We start from the raw sequence: 18,812 nt of genomic DNA, 5'->3' as shown, positions 1-18,812 counted from the left end.
GGCGTTGTCTTCCAAGGCCAATATCTGTTTGGGACATACGGCGATACACAGGCCGCAGCCTTTGCAGCGCTCTTTTCTGAAAGTCAAATGCATTGCCATAAAAGCGTCTCTCCTTTCTCGCGGAACCTTACGTTCTCTATCGTTCTATTTAAATAATAACGTTTTGCTGTAAATAGGTGAAAAGGTTTATTCTCGTTCCTCGTCAGGCAAAAGGTAAGGCAGATTTCGCCTCTTGAATCCAAGGGAAAAATCTGCCTTGCCGCGGCTATCGCCGCTATGGTTACGCTTTTTCTTCCTGCGGATCGGCGTCCCGCGAAGCCCAGAACCCGGCCAGCAAAGACCCGGAGAAGTTGTGCCATACGCTGAATATAGCGCCTGGAATAGCAGCCATCGGATCTAAATGGGCAATAGCCAAGGCTACGGCCAGTCCGGAGTTTTCCATGCCGATTTCAAAGGCTACGGCCTTGCTCTTATAATGAGACATCCTGCCCAGCGTGCGGGATATGCCGTACCCGGCGCCGAGGCCGAGACCGTTATGAAGCACGACAGCTAAGAAAGCCATGCCGGCAACGGTGCTCAGTTTCTGCGCGTTAAGCGCTACGACGATCGTAATGATAGCGATGATCGCCAGCACAGACACGACGGGAACGACGCCGGCCACGGCATTGACAGCTTTCGACGCTATGGCCCGAAGGGAAATACCGATGACGATCGGCACGATGACGACCTTCAAGATATCCAGAAGCAGCGCCGTCGCGTCGATGGGAATCAGCGTTCCCGCCAAAAACATGAACAGAGCCGGCGTCAGTATCGGCGCGAGGACCGTATTGATACTGGAAATCGTAACGGATAACGCCGTGTCGCCTTTAGAAATAAAGGTCATAACGTTGGATGCCGTACCGCTGGGGCAGCAGCCTACCAAAATCAACCCGGCTGCCAGCATCGGCGACAGGCCCAGCACCTTGCTGACGCAAAAGGCGATAAACGGCATGATGCAGTAGCGAATGACAATACCGAATATGACGTCTTTAGGGCGAGTCAGAACGAGCTTAAAATCGTCGATGCTCATCGTAAGGCCCATACCAAGCATGACGATGCCCAGCAGATAGGTAATCGCTCCGCCCATGCCCAAAAACGGGCCAGGTACGAAGAACGCCAGCGCGGCGAATACGATAACCCACAAGGGAAAATACTTCGTAATGAAAGTGCCAATTACCTTTAAGAAATCCATACTACCGCCTCCTTACGCCGTCTTACTTCAATACAGCGCCGGTGTTGCCCGACGTGACCAGTCGGGCGTAGCGGGACAGGTAGCCCGTCTTGACCTTCGGTTCCGGCTGTTTCCAGGCCGCCTTGCGGGCCGCCAGTTCTTCGTCGCTGACCAGCAGCTCCAGCTTGCGGTTCGGAATGTCGATGGAAATCATATCGCCGTCTTCGATGAGCGCGATGGGTCCCCCTTCCATCGCTTCCGGCGAAATGTGCCCGATGCACGCGCCGCGGCTGGCTCCGCTGAACCGGCCGTCCGTAATCAGGGCGACTTTCAGGCCCATGCCCGTAATGACTGCCGTCGGGTTGAGCATTTCCCGCATCCCCGGGCCGCCCTTCGGCCCTTCGTAGCGGATGACCACGACGTTTCCTTCCTTGATGTCGCCGCCAATAATCGCTTCGATGGCTTCTTCTTCCGAGTCGTAGCACTTGGCCGTGCCTTGGTAGACCAGCAGGTCCGGTTCGACGGCGCTTTCCTTGATGACCGCTCCGTCGGGAGCCAAATTGCCCGACAGGATGGCGATGCCGCCGCGGTTCATGTAGGCGTTATCTACGCTGTGGATGACGTCAGGCCGTTCGATGTCCGCTTGGGCAATGCGTTCGCCTATGGTTCCCGTCACGGTCTTGGCCTCCGTATGGATAATGCCCAGCTTCGTCAGCTCCTTCATGACGGCGCTGATGCCGCCGGCTTCGTTCAAGTCCTGCATGTGGTATGTGCCGCCGGGACTCATCTTGCAGATGTACGCCGCCTTGCGGCTGATTTCGTCGAACTTCTGCAGCGGCAGGTCGAGGCCCGCTTCATGGGCGATAGCCGGCAGGTGGAGCACCGTATTGGTCGAGCCGCCGATGGCCATGTCGACGGCGATGGTGTTTTCAAAGGATTCCATCGTCATGATGTCCCGCGGGCAGATATTTTTCTTCACCAGCTCCATGACGACGGCCCCGGCCTTTTTCGCCAGCATGCGGCGGGCTCCGAAATAAGCCGCCGGAATGGTGCCGTTGCCGGGAAGGCCCATACCCAGGACTTCGGTCATGCAGTTCATCGTATTGGCCGTAAAGATACCGGCGCAGGAGCCGCAGCCCGGGCAGGCTTCGTGTTCCATGAGGTGCATTTCTTCCGGCGTCATCTGGCCCGATTCGACCTTGCCGGCCGCTTCGAACATGGTGCTGACGCTGATATCCTTCCCCTTGTGGCGTCCGGCCAGCATGGGGCCGCCGCTGACGATGACTGTCGGGATATTGATTCGTCCGGCAGCCATGAGCATACCCGGCACGATTTTATCGCAGTTTGGAATCATGACCAGGCCGTCGAAGGAGTGGCCGTTGGCGACGGCTTCGATGGAGTCGCAGATGAGCTCGCGGCTGGCAAGAGGGTATTTCATGCCGTCGTGGCCCATGGCGATGCCGTCGCAGATGCCGATGGCCGGAAATTCGATAGGCGTGCCGCCGGCGGCAGCGATGCCCAGCTTGACGGCTTCGGCGATTTCCCGCAGGTGCATGTGGCCGGGAATGATTTCGTTAAAGGCGTTGACCACGCCGATCAACGGCTTCTGCAAGTCTTCGTCGCTGTAGCCCATAGCGTGAAACAAGGTGCGGTGGGCCGTACGGGTACTTCCTTTTTTTACTACGTCGCTTCTCATAATAAAACTCCTCCTTAATATGTACGTATGAACCTATTCCATTAAAATTAAAGATAATAAATCAAAGTAAATCATAAAGCGCGCTCTAATTGTTGAACATCTTTTATTATTGTTCAACCTGTTGACAATATCATATCATTGCGACTTGTCGGATGTCAATAACTTGTTCAACATGTTGCGCCAAAAATATAAGGCATCGCAAAATTCATAGTTGCGATGCCTTTCAGTCATCCTAGACTATTTTAAATGTAATGAATCAGTCGCATGAAGGAGGTGTATGCGCATGGCAGCCCTCGCCCCTTCGGCGTTGCGCTGTTCCAAAAACTCAATAATCATCTTATGATCCGCCAGCGTTTCCTGCACTACCTTATCGTATACGGTGGACAAGATGACTCCTTTTAAAATGGCTTCGTGCACGTACGGCAGCAAGGTCATCATGACACTGTTGTGTGTCGCCTTGGCGATGGCCGCATGAAAGGCCAGCTCTTCATCCGTCCGGTCTTCGCCGGCTAAGATTTGCTGTTCTACAATCTTTCCCAGCCGCACAATATCCTGTATTTCTCCGTCGCTTCCCCGCTGGGCCGCCAGGTACACTGCCTCGGGTTCGAGGATGAGGCGTATTTCATATAGGTCTTTCAGGCTGGCTTTAGCATAATCCAAGGGATTCAGCGGCTTCTCCAGCCGTCCCTTTGCCGCGGCCGGCGTGACAAAGGTCCCCTTGCCCCGCTGGATTTCCAAAAAGCCGTACGCGCTCAGGATGCGAATCGCTTCGCGCAGCGTATTGCGGCTTACGTTCAGTTCTTTCGCCAGTTCATTTTCGCCGGGCAGCTGGTCGCCTTCGGAAAATCGCTTGGCCGTAATCATGGCCATGATGCTGTCGGCGACTGTCTGGGCCAGCAATTTTCTATCTGCCATCGCAATGCTCACCTCCTGCGCCACAGCCGGCCCCTACCGCCATGATTCGGCTTCTCCGATGAAGCCGCGGACGACGTTGGGGATTTCCAGGTCTTTCGTACCTGCGCCGTAAGCCGTGACGTCATGAACAAAGGATTTAGGACGGGGACCGATATAAGACGCCAGTGTCTTGACGAGAGCCGCGCCAGTCGGCGTGACGAGTTCGCCGCGGATGTCCGTAGCATAATAGGGAATGCCTGCCAACAGCTCCGCCGTAGCCGGAGCCGGCACAGGCATAACGCCGTGAGCACAGCGCACGAAGCCGCTGCCGACGTGGAGAGGCGACGCGCCGATTTGCTCTATGCCCAAATACTCAAGAGCCCAGGCGACGCCGACGATGTCCAAAATGCAGTCGACAGCCCCGACTTCATGGAAATGAATCTGGTCGACGGGCACGCCGTGAACCTTTGCCTCAGCCTTGGCCAGCTCACCGAATACGGCGAGGCTTTTCGCCTTAACGCTGCCTGACAGGGGCGACGCTTCGATAATCGCCGTGATTTCCGGCAAGCCTCGGTGCTGGTGATGATGGTGATGGCCCGTCGTATCGACGAGATGCTCGTGGCTGTGATGTTCGTGATGATGATGGTGCTCATGGCCATGAGAGCCGTCGTGCTCATGGTGATGACGTTCCGTATCAAGAGTTACGTTGTAATAAACCGACTGAATCCCCAGCTTGGAAACGGATTCGCAGACGAGGGAATAGCCTTCCAGCTTCAGCGAGGCCATGGCGTCCTTAAAGGCATCGAAGGGCACGCCGGCCTGCAGAAGCATGCCGACGAACATATTGCCGCTGATGCCGGAAAAGCAATCGAGGTATAAGGTCTTCATGTATAATCTCCTTCCTGCCCCAAATGGGCACAGCAATCGTCTTACTTCAATGCTTTATTCATCATGTCTACTGCCGCATCCAGCAGGGACAAGCCGATGACCGAGCCCATGCCCTGGTCCGTATCCTGTCCCGTTTCAAAGAAGGCCTTGAGACCCATCTTTTTCATCTGCATCTGATGAACCGGCTCGGCATATCGCGCCGAAGGGATGACGTAGTCGTCTACGTGTCGGCAGAGAGCCCGGCTGAGCAGTACGGCCGCCCCGGTCACAGCATTGTCAAATACGACGAGGAGCCGGCGATGAGCCGCTGCCAATATGAGGCCGACCATGGCGGCGATATCGGGCGAGCCGGCGCGGCGCAGCAAATCCAGAGGATCGCCGGCATCCAGTCCCAGCCGGTCCATGAGGGCCGTCAGCTGCTCCAGCTTGCCCTGTGATTTCATATGGGACGGCAAGTCGTTCATAGAATCGCGGAAGAAGGCCGCTGTGAGGATAAAGGCCGTCAGCAGACCCCGTTCGCCGATATTGCCGAGGCCGAGGGCGTTGTAATGCTCGTCGGCCAGATTTTCTCCGATTTGCAGGCCGCTGAACATGGCGTCCAGCATCTGGTCTTCCGTCATGGCCGGCCCTTTGGCCCAAAAATGGCTGCCGTGCATGACCTTCAAGTCCTGAACGCCTTCCGATTCGGGAATATTCTGCTCCAGTCCCATATCCAGCAGCAACACGCCGGCTCCTATCTGATGGGCCACCTTGTTGATATGGCCCTTTCCGGCGGCGATTTCCAGCGCGGCGGCCTTGCTGCCCATGCCCTTCGTTTTATTTTCCCCGCCGTCGACGGCGTGGTCGGCGGCAAATAAGACGACGGCTTTTTTCAGCAGCGATGGCTGCAGCGTATCGGAGACGCCGGCAATACGGCCGGCCAAGTAAGTCAATTTCCCGTCCTGAGGGACGGCAAGGCTCGACAGCTTCGCGTAGCACTCGCCGGTCTTTTCCAGATTCAGGGGGCCGATACCGGCGATTACCTGTTCCAGCACACTATCCATTGCATACCTCCTGGTTACTCATTTTTGTCTATTATACCATAAAAGGACGGCTCTCCTGCAGAGAGTCGCCCCTTTTTATGCGGCTGAACAGTTTTATAATGCGCTGCCAAAGGCGTCCGTGTCGACGATCGCCTGCTTGAAGGCTTCTTTCGTCAGCGGAGACGGCACGCAGTTCCATTCCGTAATGGCCGGCGCTTTTTCGACGATCGCGTCGATTTCGTCGGCTTTGATATCCAAATCGGCCAACTTGACCGGATAGCCGGCTTTCTTGTAGAAGGCGGCTATCCGGTCGCGCAGTTCGAACTGCTTGTCGTACGTCAAGAGGACGAGTACGCCGAAGGATACGATTTCGCCGTGGAGATGGCCTTCTACGACCTGCGGCAGCACCGTCGACGAGTTGTAGAACAAGTGGGCGATAGACGAGTTATAATAGTATACGCCGTTGTGGCCTGTCGTGCAGTTGGAAACGAGGCCCGTGCTGATGATGATGTCCAATACGACCTGCTGCAGCTCATAGGTGACCTTCTTTTCCTTGAAGTCAGCCAAGGCTTTTTCACCGTATTCGAGAAGCGGTTCCGTGCAGACCTTGCCCAAAGCCCGGCCCAGGAGAACCGTATGGAAAATGTCGGCTGCGCGGCTGGCCAATTCGCTTTCGCATTCCTTGCTCATGGCGTCGCCGATGCCGGCCCAGAACAAGTCGAAGGGCGAGTCGGCGATGATGTCCATATTGATAAACGTATGGACCGGCGGCGTCGGCAGGTAGTAGTAACCGGCGAAGGATTTATCTTCGTTGTACATGACGGCGATGGCCGTAGACGGAGCGCAGTTCGAAGCGACCGTCGGGAAGGCGAAATAGGGCTTGCCGACTTTATCGGCTACGACCTTGCAGGTGTCGATAGCCCGGCCGCCGCCTACGCCGAAAATGAGGTCGGCATTTTTAACGGCGTCTTCAGCCATCAAGGCGTCTACCCGTTCGTACGTCGCATCGTCGCCGTACCACAGCACGCCGAGAACTTCCAAATCGGTGCTTTTAATGGCATCGAGGAGCGGTTTTTCCGCTTTGGACAAGGCCGTTTTGCCGCCGATAATGACGACTTTTTTGCCGAAGGGCTTCGTGACCTGGCCGATGGCATCGTAAGCGTTGGCGCCGATCGTAAAGGCCGGCAATACCAGTGTGTAATCAGATTGAGACATAATTGTACCCCCTCTTACAAGTATGTAAAATACAAATAAGTAATAGCTGAAGCCGTCATGCTATACGGCTCGAAAAAGTTAAAGCAGATATATTATACCACTGTCAGCAAAATCTGACTATTGGCAAACGAACATTATGTTTTTTTGTTTTCCTCCGGCGTATATTATCAATTGATATACATATCTGCATAAAATGATATTTTTTCATCACATACTACATATGACTTGTAACCTCTTTCATTATACTAGATAAGGCATGTATATTTGAGCCATTTTTTATTTTTTTGTCACCAAAAGATTTTATTATCACCAGAGGACGGACTGTGCCCCTGCCCGCCTTGAAATTTTAATCTTATTGATATATAGTTAGAGTCGGTTAAAGGGCTTGCTCTAGTAGGAATCATTATAGCAGTTCATTTCTCAAAAGCAGCCCTAAAATTTTAAAAGGAGGTTGTTTTTGTATGAACGGTTTGTATTTAGTTATTGTTTCTGCACTCGTGTTCGTACTGGCTTACCGCTTTTACGGCGCCTTCATCGCCGCTAAAGTATTGACGCTGAACCAGTACAAAGTCACGCCGGCATTCCGTTTCGAAGACGGCCACGACTATGTTCCGACGAACAAATACGTCGTATTCGGCCATCACTTCGCAGCTATCGCTGGCGCAGGCCCGCTCGTAGGCCCGGTTATTGCCGCTCAGTTCGGTTATTTGCCCGGCGCGTTGTGGATTCTTATCGGGGGCGTCCTCGCAGGGGCCGTACACGATATGGTTATCCTCTTCGCTTCCATGCGCTATGACGGCAAATCCATCGCCGAAATCGCAAAAGCGCAGATCGGCGACAAAATCGGCTTGGCTACGTCCTTCGCCGTATTGTTCCTGAATATCCTCGCTATGGCCGGTATGGCCGTCGTCGTCGTCAACGCCTTGCACGACAGCCCGTGGGGTACCTTCACCATCGGCATGACGATTCCTATTGCTATTCTCGTCGGCTTGTATCTGCAGTTCCTGCGCCCCGGCAAGATTCAGGAAGCTACGATCATCGGCGTCGTCCTCGTATTGCTCGCCGTCGTCGTAGGCCCGTCCGTCCAGGCTTCGCCGACATTGGCTCCTATCTTTACCATTAGCGCCAGAGGCGTCAGCATCGCCTTGATCCTCTACGGTTTCATCGCCGCTGCCCTCCCTGTATGGCTGCTCCTCGCTCCGCGCGATTATTTGTCCACGTACATGAAGATCGGTACGATCGGCGCCTTGGCCCTCGGCATCATCATCGTCGGCCCGAGCGTTGAAATGCCTGCCGTTACGCAGTTCTGCGCCGGCGGCGGCCCGGTTATTACTGGTCCGGTTCTTCCGTACATCTTCATCACCATCGCCTGCGGCGCTATTTCCGGCTTCCACTGCATGATTTCCACAGGCACGACGCCGAAAATGCTCATGAACGAACGCTCCATCCTCCCCGTAGGCTATGGCGCAATGCTTACAGAATCCTTCGTCGGCATGATGGCTTTGATCGCAGCCTGCGCTCTCCAGCCGGCCGACTACTTCGCTATTAACTCTACAGCCGCTCACTTCCAGGCTCTCGGCATGCAGGTCGTTGACCTCCCGATGCTGAACCAGATGGTCGGCGAAGACGTTGCCCATCGTCCCGGCGGCGCCGTTTCCCTGGCAGTCGGCATGGCTCACATCTTCTCCAGAATTCCTGGCCTCGACCACCTCATGAACTATTGGTACCACTTCTGCATCATGTTCGAAGCATTGTTCATCATGACGATCATCGATGCCGGTACTCGTGTCGGCCGTTACATGTTCCAGGAACTCATCGGCCGCGTATGGCCTAAGTTCGGCGATCCCCATTGGCTCCCCGGCGGCATCATCGCTTCCGCATTAGTATCCGGTGCTTGGGGTTACATCGTACTGCAGGGCAGCTTGTCCACGATTTGGCCTATCTTCGGCGTATCCAACCAGCTGCTGGCTATCATCACCCTGGCTATTTCTTCCGTCGTTATCTGCAGCATGGGCAAAGCCCGCTACGTTTGGGTAACAGGCTTCCCCTGGGCTGTTTTGACGGTCGTTATCTTCTGGGCAGACTTCCTCAACATGTTTGAAATCTATCTGCCTCAGGGCGAAATGCTCATGTTTACCGTTTCGGCCATCATGGCTATCCTGGTAATCATCATCAGCGTCGCTTCCCTCAAGAAGTGCATGTACCTGGCTAAGACCGTTCCTGCCAGCTACGATACTACAGCTACCGTAGAAGCAGAAGAACTGAAGCATTTGGAACAGCTCGTCGCTCAGCAGGACGACGAAGGCGCAAGAGCAAGACGCTTCAAAGAATTGACGATTGCTCATCATTAATTCGAAAATTTGCTTGTCATGTAAAAAGGCTGTCTCGTAAGAGGCAGCCTTTTTCTATATGTGGTATAATGCAGTATACCCCTGGCGGCCTGCTGCCGCAGACTGCCGCACTTTGTACTGCAAGGAGATGTTTTTATGTCCGAATATATCTGCAACGATTGTCCACGGCGCTGCGGCGTCGTCCGCAGCCAATACTACACGCCCCATGCGCCCATGGCCGGCTACTGCCATACATCCCTGCAGCCCGTCGTAGCCAGGGCAGCCCTGCACTTTTGGGAAGAGCCCTGCATCAGCGGCACGCGGGGTTCGGGGACCGTATTTTTTACGAGCTGCAACCTGCGCTGCTGTTTCTGTCAAAACGCCTCTATCAGTACGGGCGGCACGGGCATTCCCATTACGGTAAAGCGGCTGCGCGAAATCTACGGCGAACTTATCGCGCAAGGAGCCCACAACATCAATCTCGTCACCCCGACGCCCTATACCTGGGCTGTCCGGCAGAGCCTGGAGCAGCCCCTGCCCGTTCCCGTCGTCTACAACTGCGGCGGCTATGAAGCGCCGGAAACCATTGACGCCTTACGAGGCAAGGTACAAATCTATTTGCCTGACCTGAAATACATGGATTCGAATCTGGCCAAGCGCTACAGCGGCGCCGCCGACTATCCCCAGGCCGCGGCGGAAGCCATCCTGCGCATGTACGATCAGGTCGGCCCCTACGAGCTTGACGACGACGGCATCCTGCAGAAGGGCGTCGTCATCCGCCACCTCATCCTGCCGGGCTGCGTCGAAAACACCAAGGCCGTCATCGACTGGGTACGAAGCCACTTCGACGACGGACAAGTCCTGTTCAGCCTCATGCGTCAGTACGTCCCCTGCGGCAAAGCCGCCGACTATCCCGAAATCGACCGCTTCCTCACCGACGAAGAGTACGACGAAGCCGAACAGTACCTCTTCGACAGCGGCATCGAAGACGGCTTCGTCCAGGAAAAAGACAGCGCCAGCGACACCTTCATTCCCAGCTTCTGCGGCGAAGGCGTGCTGAAATCGAAAAAAATATAATATCCAAACGCCCAACAAGCAGCATATCCTTATACTGCATCTATTAGAACTTCTTAAACAAACTAAATCGTCCTATACATGAATAAATACAAAAGGGAAAGGCTTCGTCATGCGGATAAAGCCTTTCCCTTAATGTATTTACATGTATAACTAAAAATATTTATTCTTTTATATCAACCCAATATCAACCTAATGCACATTGGATTCATAGGCATTTAGCGCTTTAAAATCCAATGAGAGGTCTTTCTAGTCTCTGAATCACGCTCAATCTTTCCTTGCTGTTTTAAACAAGTCAGCAGCGTCAATATCTTTTCTATTCACCTGCCTTTATCATTTTTTCTAAAAGTAATACGGCGTGACTGTTCGTCACGCCGCAATTACTACGCATTTAACTGTATATCTTTCAGATTATTCTTCCATATCGAACACTTTCCCCGGATTGAGGATCAGATTTGGATCAAAGGCTTTTTTGACGGCTTTCATGAGGGCCAGGGCCGCCGGGTCCTCGTATTTGGCAAAGAGGGACTTGCGCTTTTGGCCGATACCGTGTTCGCCGGAAATCTTGCCGCCCAAGGCATAGACGGCGGCGCAGGCCGCATCTTCAAAGGCGTCTATCTTCGCCGCTTCTTCGTCGGCTGTAAAGCCGCGGCGAAGCACGTCGAGGTGCAGGTTGCCGTCGCCGGCATGGCTGACGCCGCGGAACTGGACGCCCTGCGCCTGCCCGATTCTTTCCAGCTCGATCAGCAGCTTTTCCAGCATATCCGGCGGCACGACGAAATCTTCCATGGCTGCGACAGGACATTCGGCTGCCGACGCTTCCGTAAAGGCCTTGCGGGCGTTCCACACCTTATCGGCGTCGGCGACGAAGATTTCCAAGGCTCCCTGGGCCCGGCAGATTTCATCGACGGCGACGCACATATCGTCTACGTCGTCTTCGCTCTTGCCATCGAGCTGAATGACCATGTAATTGCCCTTGTCCGAGTAGGGCTGCTTTTCGTCGAGGTACTGCTCGACGACGCGAATGACAGCGTTATCCATGCATTCAAGGCACGTCGGCTCGATGCCGGCCTTGGGAAGGGCCGTTACGAGGGACAGGGCGCTTTCCACCGTCGGGAAAACGGCCAGAATATCTACGGTATATTTCGGCAAGGGAACGAGCTTTAAGGTCAGCTTCGTAATGATGCCCAAGGTTCCTTCGGAGCCGATGATGATTTTTTCCAGCGGATAGCCAGCCGTCACTTTTTTCAGCCGGCCGCCGAACTGGGCAATGTCTCCTGTCGGCGTCACGACTTCGATAGCGTATATCTGGTCCCGCGTCGTACCGTACTTCACGGCCCGGTTGCCGCCGGCGTTGGTCGCCGCATTGCCGCCGATAAAGCAGCTGTCGCCGCTGCACGGATCGCCGGCATAGAGCAGGCCCTTCGATTTTGCCAGCGCCTGAAGCTCCGCTGTAATGACGCCGGGCTCGACGACCATGTACATCTTATCGGCGTCGAACTCCAGAATGCGGTTCATCCGTTCCGTACTCAGTATGATGCCGCCGAAATCATTGGTCACGGCGCCGAATTCCAGTCCCGTGCCGGCGCCGCGCGGGACGACGGGAATCCGTTCCCGATTGGCCAATTTCATGACCGCCGCCGTCTGCTCCGCCGTTTCCGGCAGTACGACGGCTTCGGGCAAATGGAAATATTCCCGTTCGACGCCTTCGTCTTTCTCGTAAGGAATCAGCTTATCCTTATCAGTATATACGTATTTTTCGCCGACAATCCCCTTCAATTCTTCTACTAGGGCCGGCGTAAGATGATGATACTCTTTCACTTCGTTCCCTCCCCGAAAAAATAAGCATTTTACGTTATTATACCATATTGACGCCCTATTTTCCCCTTGCTATGATGATGTTAACGACTCCATTCGCATCTTGAGGCTCTTATGACAAAACACGTATTAACGGAAGAATTAATTTACGAGATACTCTCGGTCATCGCCGAAATTCCTGCCGGCTCCGTCGCCTCGTACGGACAAATCGCCCGGCTCATCGGCCGCGACCGCAACGCCCGGCTCGTAGGCAAGGTCCTCTCTATGGCTCACTATTACGGCAAGTACCCCTGCCACCGCGTCGTAAACAGCGCCGGCCGTACTGCGCCGGGATGGGCCAGGCAGCGGGTTCTGCTGGAGCAGGAAGGCGTGCAGTTCAAGCCTAACGGCTGCGTCGACATGAAGCGATATCAATGGGAGTATTAATCAACAGCCTCATCAGCATAAACGAAGGGCTTGCCGCATCCAATACATGAGCGGCAAGCCCTTTGCTGCAGTTGTATTCAATTATAAAAACAGTCCCCGCATAAAGGGCACGAAGAAGGGCTCGTAAATGAGCCGCAGGAAGGCGAATACGGCAAAGCCGATCGTACCGCCGACGAGAGCGCCGTTGATGCGAATCCAGGCCAAATCTTCTCCGACCTTGCTTTCCAGGAAGGCGTTGAACTTCCTCTTGTCGAAGCCCGTCAGCACGTCGCGGACAGCCACGGCGATGAGCGAATGCTCGTGTTCCAGGATGACGTTGCAGGCCCGGCGGATTTGTTCGTCCAGCCAGTCCTTGATTTCCGGATGAGCGCTGCAGTATTCGACGTAGCGCAGGAATTGTTCTTCCAGCAAATCCTTCAGCTCTTCTTTTCCCTTATCGCCCTGGGTAAAGTAGTCCTTGGCCGAACGCTGCGTCGCGCTGAGCCACTTTTCAATAGGCAGGGAATCGACGAACTGATCCTGCCAGTTCTGTACGCCGTAGGCCAGCTGGCCGTTCATCGAATACAGGAACAATTCAAACTTGCGGCACAGCCATTCGCGCTGTTCCCCTTCGGCCTGTTCCCACTGGTCCAGCCAGGAGATAATGCCTTTTTTGATGTCCTTGGCAATTTTCCGCGTGTCGACGACGCCGATAAACTTATTAATCGTAATGATGGATACAGTCGAATGCTTCGATTCTTCCATCCACTGCTGAATAAGCTTATCCAGGAGGGCGTCGAAATCGTCGCTGCGTACCAGCTCGCGGCCCAAGCCGACGGCGTCGTTGAACATATGGCTGTTCGGGTCTTCCAGCAGCGATATGAGGCGATCCTGGAAGAAGCTGACCAACGGCTGCCGCTTCAGGTACTGGCGGATATGATCGGCGATGGATTCCTGCGTGCTGCTCTTCTGGGCGTGGTTATAGGCGCGCTGGGCTACTTCATACAAGAGAGCGCGGAATTTTTCCCGACCGCTGGGGCTGCGAAGCCAGCCGATGAACCGATCCATAAAGGATATCTGATACAGTTTGTCCTGCCACATATTGGGCTGGAGCAGCTTTTCCGAAATGATCTTCGTAATGCTGTCGATAATCTGCGTACGGTTGCGGTACAGCAGCTCCGTATGATAGGGGAAGCCCAGGGGCTTGTCGAACAGCGCCGTAACGGCAAACCAGTCGGCGATACTGCCGATGAGAGCCGACTGAATGACGAAAAACAGCAACTCTTCCCACAAGGTTACGTCGTGGGTATACCACCACCAGAAGATGGCCAGAAAGCAGAGAAAGGACAAGGCCAAAATAGCGTTGGCCCGCTGGCGATATGTCATACTATACGCCTCCTTTCACAGCATACATGACGAGATAGATGACGGCGCCGAGAATTGCGCCGACGAGAGAGCCGTTGACGCGAATCATCTGCAAATCGTACCAGACGCTGCTTTCCAGCTGCTGCGCCAGATAGTTTCCGTCGTATTTCATGATTTCCTGTTCCGCCGTCTTGCCGAACCACACCTGGAGCCGCTTCAATTCACGGGCGGCGAAGGCCAAAGCCGTGCGGTTCATCTGTTCCACTTGATCGGGACTTTGCCGCCACCGTTCCAGCTTGCCGATGACGTATTTCGCCGCGACGGTGCAGACGCGCTTCTGCCGTTCCGGCGTCTGTACGTACCGTTGCCAGGCTTCCTTCGTGTCGGGACGGGTAACCAGGCTCTGATACATGCGGTTCTTGTAGCTGTCGATGCGTTCGTGCCATTCGCCGTTGAACTCGATGCGTTCCGTTTGCTTCCACAAGTAATTGAGGGCCTGCTTGCGCTGCGGCGAATCTTCCCGCTTCGCGTCGTCCAGCAGGCTGAGGCACTTTTCCTGCAGCTTTTCGGCGACGTGCTCCGGCCGGAACATGTCCATCTTGAGGGCCGCCTTGATGGCCCATTCAAAGAGGAAATTCCGTTCAGCATACTGCTGCAGGGACGCTTCGTAAATTTCGCCGATGTACTTTTTCATCGTATCGCTCTTGACGAGTATTTCCAGATGAAGAATCATGAAATCGAGAAAATCCTTCCCCGATTCGCCGCGCAGGCCGATTTTTATGGCCCGGCTCATGATGGGAGCCAAATCGATTTTTTCGATAGCTTGGCCGCCGACGCCGGAAAAGGCCTTGACGACGATTTTCATGTCGACGGTGTACAAAAACGTATTGAGGATTTGTCCAAATACGCGTTCCGCCGACTGAAAGCCCTTCTCCGTATGGAGATACTCAAGAGTCGCTCCCAGTATCGGATGATGCTTCAGCACATTGTACATATTGGGCACCGTCAGGATTTCGCTTTCAATCATGTGACGGGCCATTTCGGCGATCCGCTCCTTGCTGTTCGGAATCAGGGCCGTCTTGAAGGAAATGCCCAAGGGCCGCCGAAACAGAGCCGTTACGGCATACCAGTCAGCCAGGCCGCCGATCAGGGCCGCTCCGGCCAAATGGGTCAATAAGCCGCCCCAGAAAAAATCCTGGAACGGATACGCCAGCAGCAGTATAACCGCCGCCGCCGCCAGTATATAATTGGCAATCTGACTGCGTTTAGGCTGCGCTGCCGTGTGTAATTCAGTCATGCTATACCTCCTCTGCGCTTCCAGTATATGCAGATATTGCTGCCTTATCGAACCGTCGTTTCATCGCCTTTGCGGGCCGGTATCCACAAGGGCACGCCGCCGTGGGCCGCCTTAAATTCAGGCGACGGCGACCAGACCGTTCCAAAATGATGCATAGAAACTAACAGCTTGTTCACATGCACCTTGTCTAAAAATCCTTTTACGCCCCATTCGCGCGCTCCTTCCAGCCGCGCGTCTATGGGGAAAAAGGCAACGTCCACAGACAAGCCGGCCAGCTTTTTCATTTCCCGGTCGAAATTGCCCTTCGCTTCGGCGTTGTTTTCGTCCGTATCGCCCAGCCAATGCCACCAGTTGAGGTCGCCGGCATGGAAGATGGAAAATCCGTCCGTTTCTACCAAAAAAGAACCGCCTTCGTCTGTAGAGCCATACTGGGTAATCGTTGCGTCTTCCATATGTATTGTATCATATAAACGCATAGTTTGCATTTTTTTTACGTCTACATCTTCCAGCGTCACGCCGTCGTTGAGAATATAATGGGCCGTGTGGGCAGCAAAGTCGGCAATGCGGGGATTGAAGTGGTCTTCATGCCAGTGGGTGACGAAAAACCATAGTGGCTTATCCCCTTTCGCATAGGATTCCACCTTTCCTGCCGGATCCTTAAAGTAGTCGAATACCAGCACTTTTGTATCCGTTTCAACGGCAAAGCCGCTGTGGGCTAAAAACGTAATGTTTAATCCTGTCATATCTATTCCTCCTTGCTGTACGTAAATTCCATAGGGATTATCATGAGGCTATTATATTATTATACCATTAATTGCGCCTGTTCTTGAAGGCTTGCAGCGACATTATCTTCATTTTCTCCAGATTTCTCCAACCCATCCTTTCATGGATATGACTAAGAAGAATATGTTTCGTTTTGTTTATGTCCGATTCGCAAAGGCGAGTACCAAAATAGTCATAGATGAGGTATAATAAGAAGTAATGTACTCGTGATTCAGGAGGATTATGGTATGGCTGAAAAAGCACAAATTTTAATTGTCGAAGATGAAAAACAAATTGCTCGTTTTCTTCAGATGGAGCTCGAACACGAAGGCTACGAGTGCGGCATCGAAACGAACGGAGCCGCGGCGCTGGACCGCATCGGCCAGGATCATTTCGATTTGATTTTACTGGACGTCATGCTTCCCGACATCGACGGCCTGACGATCTGCCGCCGGACCCGCGAACTATCCAACGTCCCCATCATGATGCTGTCGGCAAAGGACGACGTCGAAACGAAGGTCGCCAGCCTGGACTTAGGAGCCAACGACTATCTGACGAAGCCCTTCAACAGCAAGGAATTATTCGCCCGCATCCGCGTGCTCCTGCGCGAACGGGACTATAAGCCGGCTGACGAAAACTTCCTGCAGCTCCAGGACATGATGCTGTATTTGGACCGCCACGAAGTCGTCATCGGCACGCAGAAAATCATTTTGACGAAGAAAGAATTTGAACTCTTGTCCTATTTAATCCGCAATAAAAACATCGTGCTGACCAGAGACCGCATCGTAGAAGAAGTATGGGGATACGATTATATTGGCGACACGAACGTCGTCGACGTGTATATCCGCTATATTCGCAGCAAGCTCGGCAAGGAAAAAGGACGGGAATACATTCAGACCATCCGCGGAGTAGGATATGTGGCAAAGGATTAAACAGGCAATACTGCAGCATCCGACCTTCGCGCCCCTGCCGCTCTTCGCCAAAATGGTGCTCCTCTATTCTTCCATCGTATTCTTTATCCTCATCGTCGTATCGGTCATCACCGTCGCCAGCATTCATTACATCATGAACGACTCCATTAAAGAGGATTTGGAATCGAGCGCGCAAAACACCGTAGCCTATTTGGATTCGTACGGCAAAGTCGACTCTTCCGTCTTCGTCCGGTCCAATCTGCCCAATTTCGTTACCCTGCAAATTTACAACGGCGCCGGCAAATTGGTTTTGGATAATTGCCCGACTCATACGATAAAAAAATTGAGCGACCGCCATATCGACGAGGATATTCAGGATAAAACGGTAAACGCCCTGCCGACGACGATACAGGGCAGCGAAACGACGGAGTTTTCCTATTACAAAAAATGGGACGGCGACGACGGCAAGAGCTACTACCTGCGGTTCTCCCGCCAGCCTGATAAGGAAAACGACTTCATTACCCTGCTGTCCAAGCAGCTGCTGGCGTCTATCCTCATCTGCTTGGCCCTGACCGTTCTGACCGGCATGTACCTGATGAAAAAGTCCCTGGCGCCGCTGCGCATCATCAACGACACGCTGGAAACCATCGAGGTCAACCAGCTCGATAACCGCATTACCCTGTCAGATAACCGCAACGAGCTGCACGACTTAGCCGTTACGATCAACCAGGCCTTAGACCGCATCGAATACGGCTATAAACAGCAGCAGCAATTTATCAGCGACGCGTCGCACGAGCTGCGCACGCCGATTACCGTCATCGCCGGCTACGCGGACCTGCTGGACCGCTGGGGAAAAAACGACCCTGCCGTGCTGCAGGAAAGCATTACGACCATCAAGCAGGAAACGGAATACATGCGCCAGCTCATCGAGCGCCTGTTGTTCTTCGCCCGCACGAACAGCGGCACGCTGAAGAAGCACTTCGCCGACATCAACACGGCCAAGCTGCTCCAGGATGTGTACAACGAAGTGACCCTGCTGGATCATGACCATAAAATCACGATTGTGGAAAACGACGAAGCGACGATTTATGCCGAGCCGGGCAGCGTAAAGCAAATGCTGCGAATCTTCGTCGACAACGCAGTCAAATACACGCCTGCCGGCGGAAACATCACCCTGTCCTGCCGCCGCGACGGCGACAACGTATACTATTCCGTATCGGACACGGGCATCGGCATTCCCGAAAAGGATATCGACAGGGTATTTGAACGATTTTACCGCGTCGAACAATCCCGGGCCAAAGAAACAGGCGGCTCCGGCCTAGGCTTATCCATCGCCCAATATATCGCAAAAGGGAATAACGCCGAGCTCTCGCTGAAAAGCAAATTAAATGAAGGAACGACGATTTCCGTTATATTTCCCGTGAAGAAAGAAGAAGAAATAACTGAAGAGTAAAGAGTACCCCCGCTGTCTTATTTGCAGAGACAGCGGGGGTACTTTATGTTTCGCGTCGTGTCATCTTGTTTAGGGTATCGTCATCAAGGCTTCGAATCGGCAGGCTTTGCAGCATAAGCCTATCAGCATTCTATCTTATGTGTCCCGATTCGAAGTAAGCGACTCATTACCGTTTGCGCGTCGCTTCGCTCCTTCAAACGGTGTTCCCTGCTTATGCTTATCCCAGAAACCTGGAAGGATAGGAAGCCGCACATATACAAAAAAAGAACGCATACATGTCGTATACGTCTCCTCCTGGCGGTCGTCGCACCTATCAGTCGGGTCTGCACACATGAATACTTCTTCATGACATGTGCTGCTTACGCACGGACCCGACATAAGTGACTCACACTCGTTTGCGCGTCGCTTTCGCTCCTTCAAACGAGGTTCGCTACTTATCCCAGGGCAGGCCCTGGGTAGATAAGAGGTCGTT

16 protein-coding genes are annotated in these 18,812 nt (G+C 53.7%); 5 read left to right on the top strand and 11 right to left on the bottom strand.

The features are described from left to right. The 7 genes from E0L13_RS10855 to E0L13_RS10825 form a co-directional block, all read right to left on the bottom strand. On the bottom strand, nt 1–93 hold a 93-nt coding region (locus E0L13_RS10855), incomplete at its 3' end, for a 4Fe-4S binding protein (protein ID WP_240924731.1). Between the two features lie 187 nt (nt 94–280). Continuing rightward, the gene (locus tag E0L13_RS10850) at nt 281–1,231 is read right to left on the bottom strand and encodes a bile acid:sodium symporter family protein (protein ID WP_168062358.1); all 951 of its coding nucleotides are present in this window, start codon (nt 1,229–1,231) and stop codon (nt 281–283) included. Nucleotides 1,232–1,253: 22 nt separating this feature from the next. Beyond that, nucleotides 1,254–2,906 (bottom strand): dihydroxy-acid dehydratase, encoded by a 1,653-nt coding sequence (ilvD, locus tag E0L13_RS10845; RefSeq protein ID WP_168062356.1) that lies wholly within the window; start codon nt 2,904–2,906, stop codon nt 1,254–1,256. A 237-nt stretch (nt 2,907–3,143) separates the two neighbouring features. Next, the gene (locus E0L13_RS10840; RefSeq protein WP_168062355.1) at nt 3,144–3,821 is read right to left on the bottom strand and encodes a FadR/GntR family transcriptional regulator; all 678 of its coding nucleotides are present in this window, start codon (nt 3,819–3,821) and stop codon (nt 3,144–3,146) included. Nucleotides 3,822–3,854: 33 nt separating this feature from the next. Continuing rightward, entirely contained in the window at nt 3,855–4,688 is an 834-nt protein-coding gene (locus E0L13_RS10835; protein WP_168062353.1) for a LarC family nickel insertion protein, read from the bottom strand. Nucleotides 4,689–4,729: 41 nt separating this feature from the next. Continuing rightward, on the bottom strand, nt 4,730–5,731 hold the full coding sequence (locus E0L13_RS10830; RefSeq protein WP_168062351.1) for a nicotinate-nucleotide--dimethylbenzimidazole phosphoribosyltransferase: 1,002 nt from the start codon (nt 5,729–5,731) through the stop codon (nt 4,730–4,732). A gap of 93 nt (nt 5,732–5,824) precedes the next feature. Continuing rightward, nucleotides 5,825–6,925 carry an iron-containing alcohol dehydrogenase family protein gene (locus E0L13_RS10825; RefSeq protein ID WP_168062350.1) on the bottom strand — a complete coding sequence of 367 codons (1,101 nt, stop codon included), beginning with the start codon at nt 6,923–6,925 and terminating at the stop codon, nt 5,825–5,827. 461 nt (nt 6,926–7,386) lie between these two features. Here E0L13_RS10825 and E0L13_RS10820 point away from each other — a divergent pair, with 461 nt between their 5' ends. Further along, nucleotides 7,387–9,276, top strand: a complete 1,890-nt coding sequence (locus E0L13_RS10820) for a carbon starvation protein A (RefSeq protein WP_087478788.1) — start codon at nt 7,387–7,389, stop codon at nt 9,274–9,276. A gap of 135 nt (nt 9,277–9,411) precedes the next feature. After that, the gene (locus E0L13_RS10815; protein WP_168062348.1) at nt 9,412–10,332 is read left to right on the top strand and encodes a radical SAM protein; all 921 of its coding nucleotides are present in this window, start codon (nt 9,412–9,414) and stop codon (nt 10,330–10,332) included. Between the two features lie 408 nt (nt 10,333–10,740). Here the strand turns inward: E0L13_RS10815 and E0L13_RS10810 are convergent, their stop codons facing one another. Beyond that, a complete protein-coding gene (locus tag E0L13_RS10810; protein WP_168062346.1) occupies nt 10,741–12,150 on the bottom strand; it encodes an FAD-binding oxidoreductase in 1,410 nt (469 codons plus the stop codon). A gap of 111 nt (nt 12,151–12,261) precedes the next feature. On the opposite strand from E0L13_RS10810, the gene E0L13_RS10805 reads away from it, so the two are divergent. Continuing rightward, entirely contained in the window at nt 12,262–12,573 is a 312-nt protein-coding gene (locus E0L13_RS10805) for an MGMT family protein (RefSeq protein WP_168062344.1), read from the top strand. A gap of 81 nt (nt 12,574–12,654) precedes the next feature. Here the strand turns inward: E0L13_RS10805 and E0L13_RS10800 are convergent, their stop codons facing one another. Genes E0L13_RS10800 through E0L13_RS10790 form a run of 3 tightly spaced genes read right to left on the bottom strand, consistent with a single transcriptional unit; the run spans nt 12,655 to nt 15,957 of the window. Next, nucleotides 12,655–13,938, bottom strand: coding sequence for a DUF445 domain-containing protein (locus tag E0L13_RS10800; RefSeq protein WP_168062342.1), 1,284 nt, complete (start codon nt 13,936–13,938; stop codon nt 12,655–12,657). Nucleotide 13,939: 1 nt separating this feature from the next. After that, a complete protein-coding gene (locus E0L13_RS10795; RefSeq protein ID WP_168062341.1) occupies nt 13,940–15,214 on the bottom strand; it encodes a DUF445 domain-containing protein in 1,275 nt (424 codons plus the stop codon). A 44-nt stretch (nt 15,215–15,258) separates the two neighbouring features. Beyond that, on the bottom strand, nt 15,259–15,957 hold the full coding sequence (locus tag E0L13_RS10790) for an MBL fold metallo-hydrolase (RefSeq protein WP_168062339.1): 699 nt from the start codon (nt 15,955–15,957) through the stop codon (nt 15,259–15,261). Nucleotides 15,958–16,224: 267 nt separating this feature from the next. Here E0L13_RS10790 and E0L13_RS10785 point away from each other — a divergent pair, with 267 nt between their 5' ends. Together E0L13_RS10785 and E0L13_RS10780 are read left to right on the top strand one after the other, a co-directional pair. Continuing rightward, nucleotides 16,225–16,908: a response regulator transcription factor gene (locus E0L13_RS10785; protein WP_087478781.1), complete on the top strand. Its 684-nt coding sequence runs from the start codon at nt 16,225–16,227 to the stop codon at nt 16,906–16,908. Then, entirely contained in the window at nt 16,892–18,340 is a 1,449-nt protein-coding gene (locus E0L13_RS10780) for a HAMP domain-containing sensor histidine kinase (RefSeq protein WP_087478780.1), read from the top strand. Before E0L13_RS10785 ends, E0L13_RS10780 begins: the two co-directional genes overlap by 17 nt. Nucleotides 18,341–18,812 lie beyond the last annotated feature (472 nt).

The organism is Megasphaera sp. SW808 (assembly GCF_012027795.1).
Lineage (GTDB): Bacteria > Bacillota > Negativicutes > Veillonellales > Megasphaeraceae > Megasphaera > Megasphaera stantonii.
Note: the sequence above shows the minus strand (reverse complement) of the source record. Positions and strands in the feature narration are given on the sequence as shown.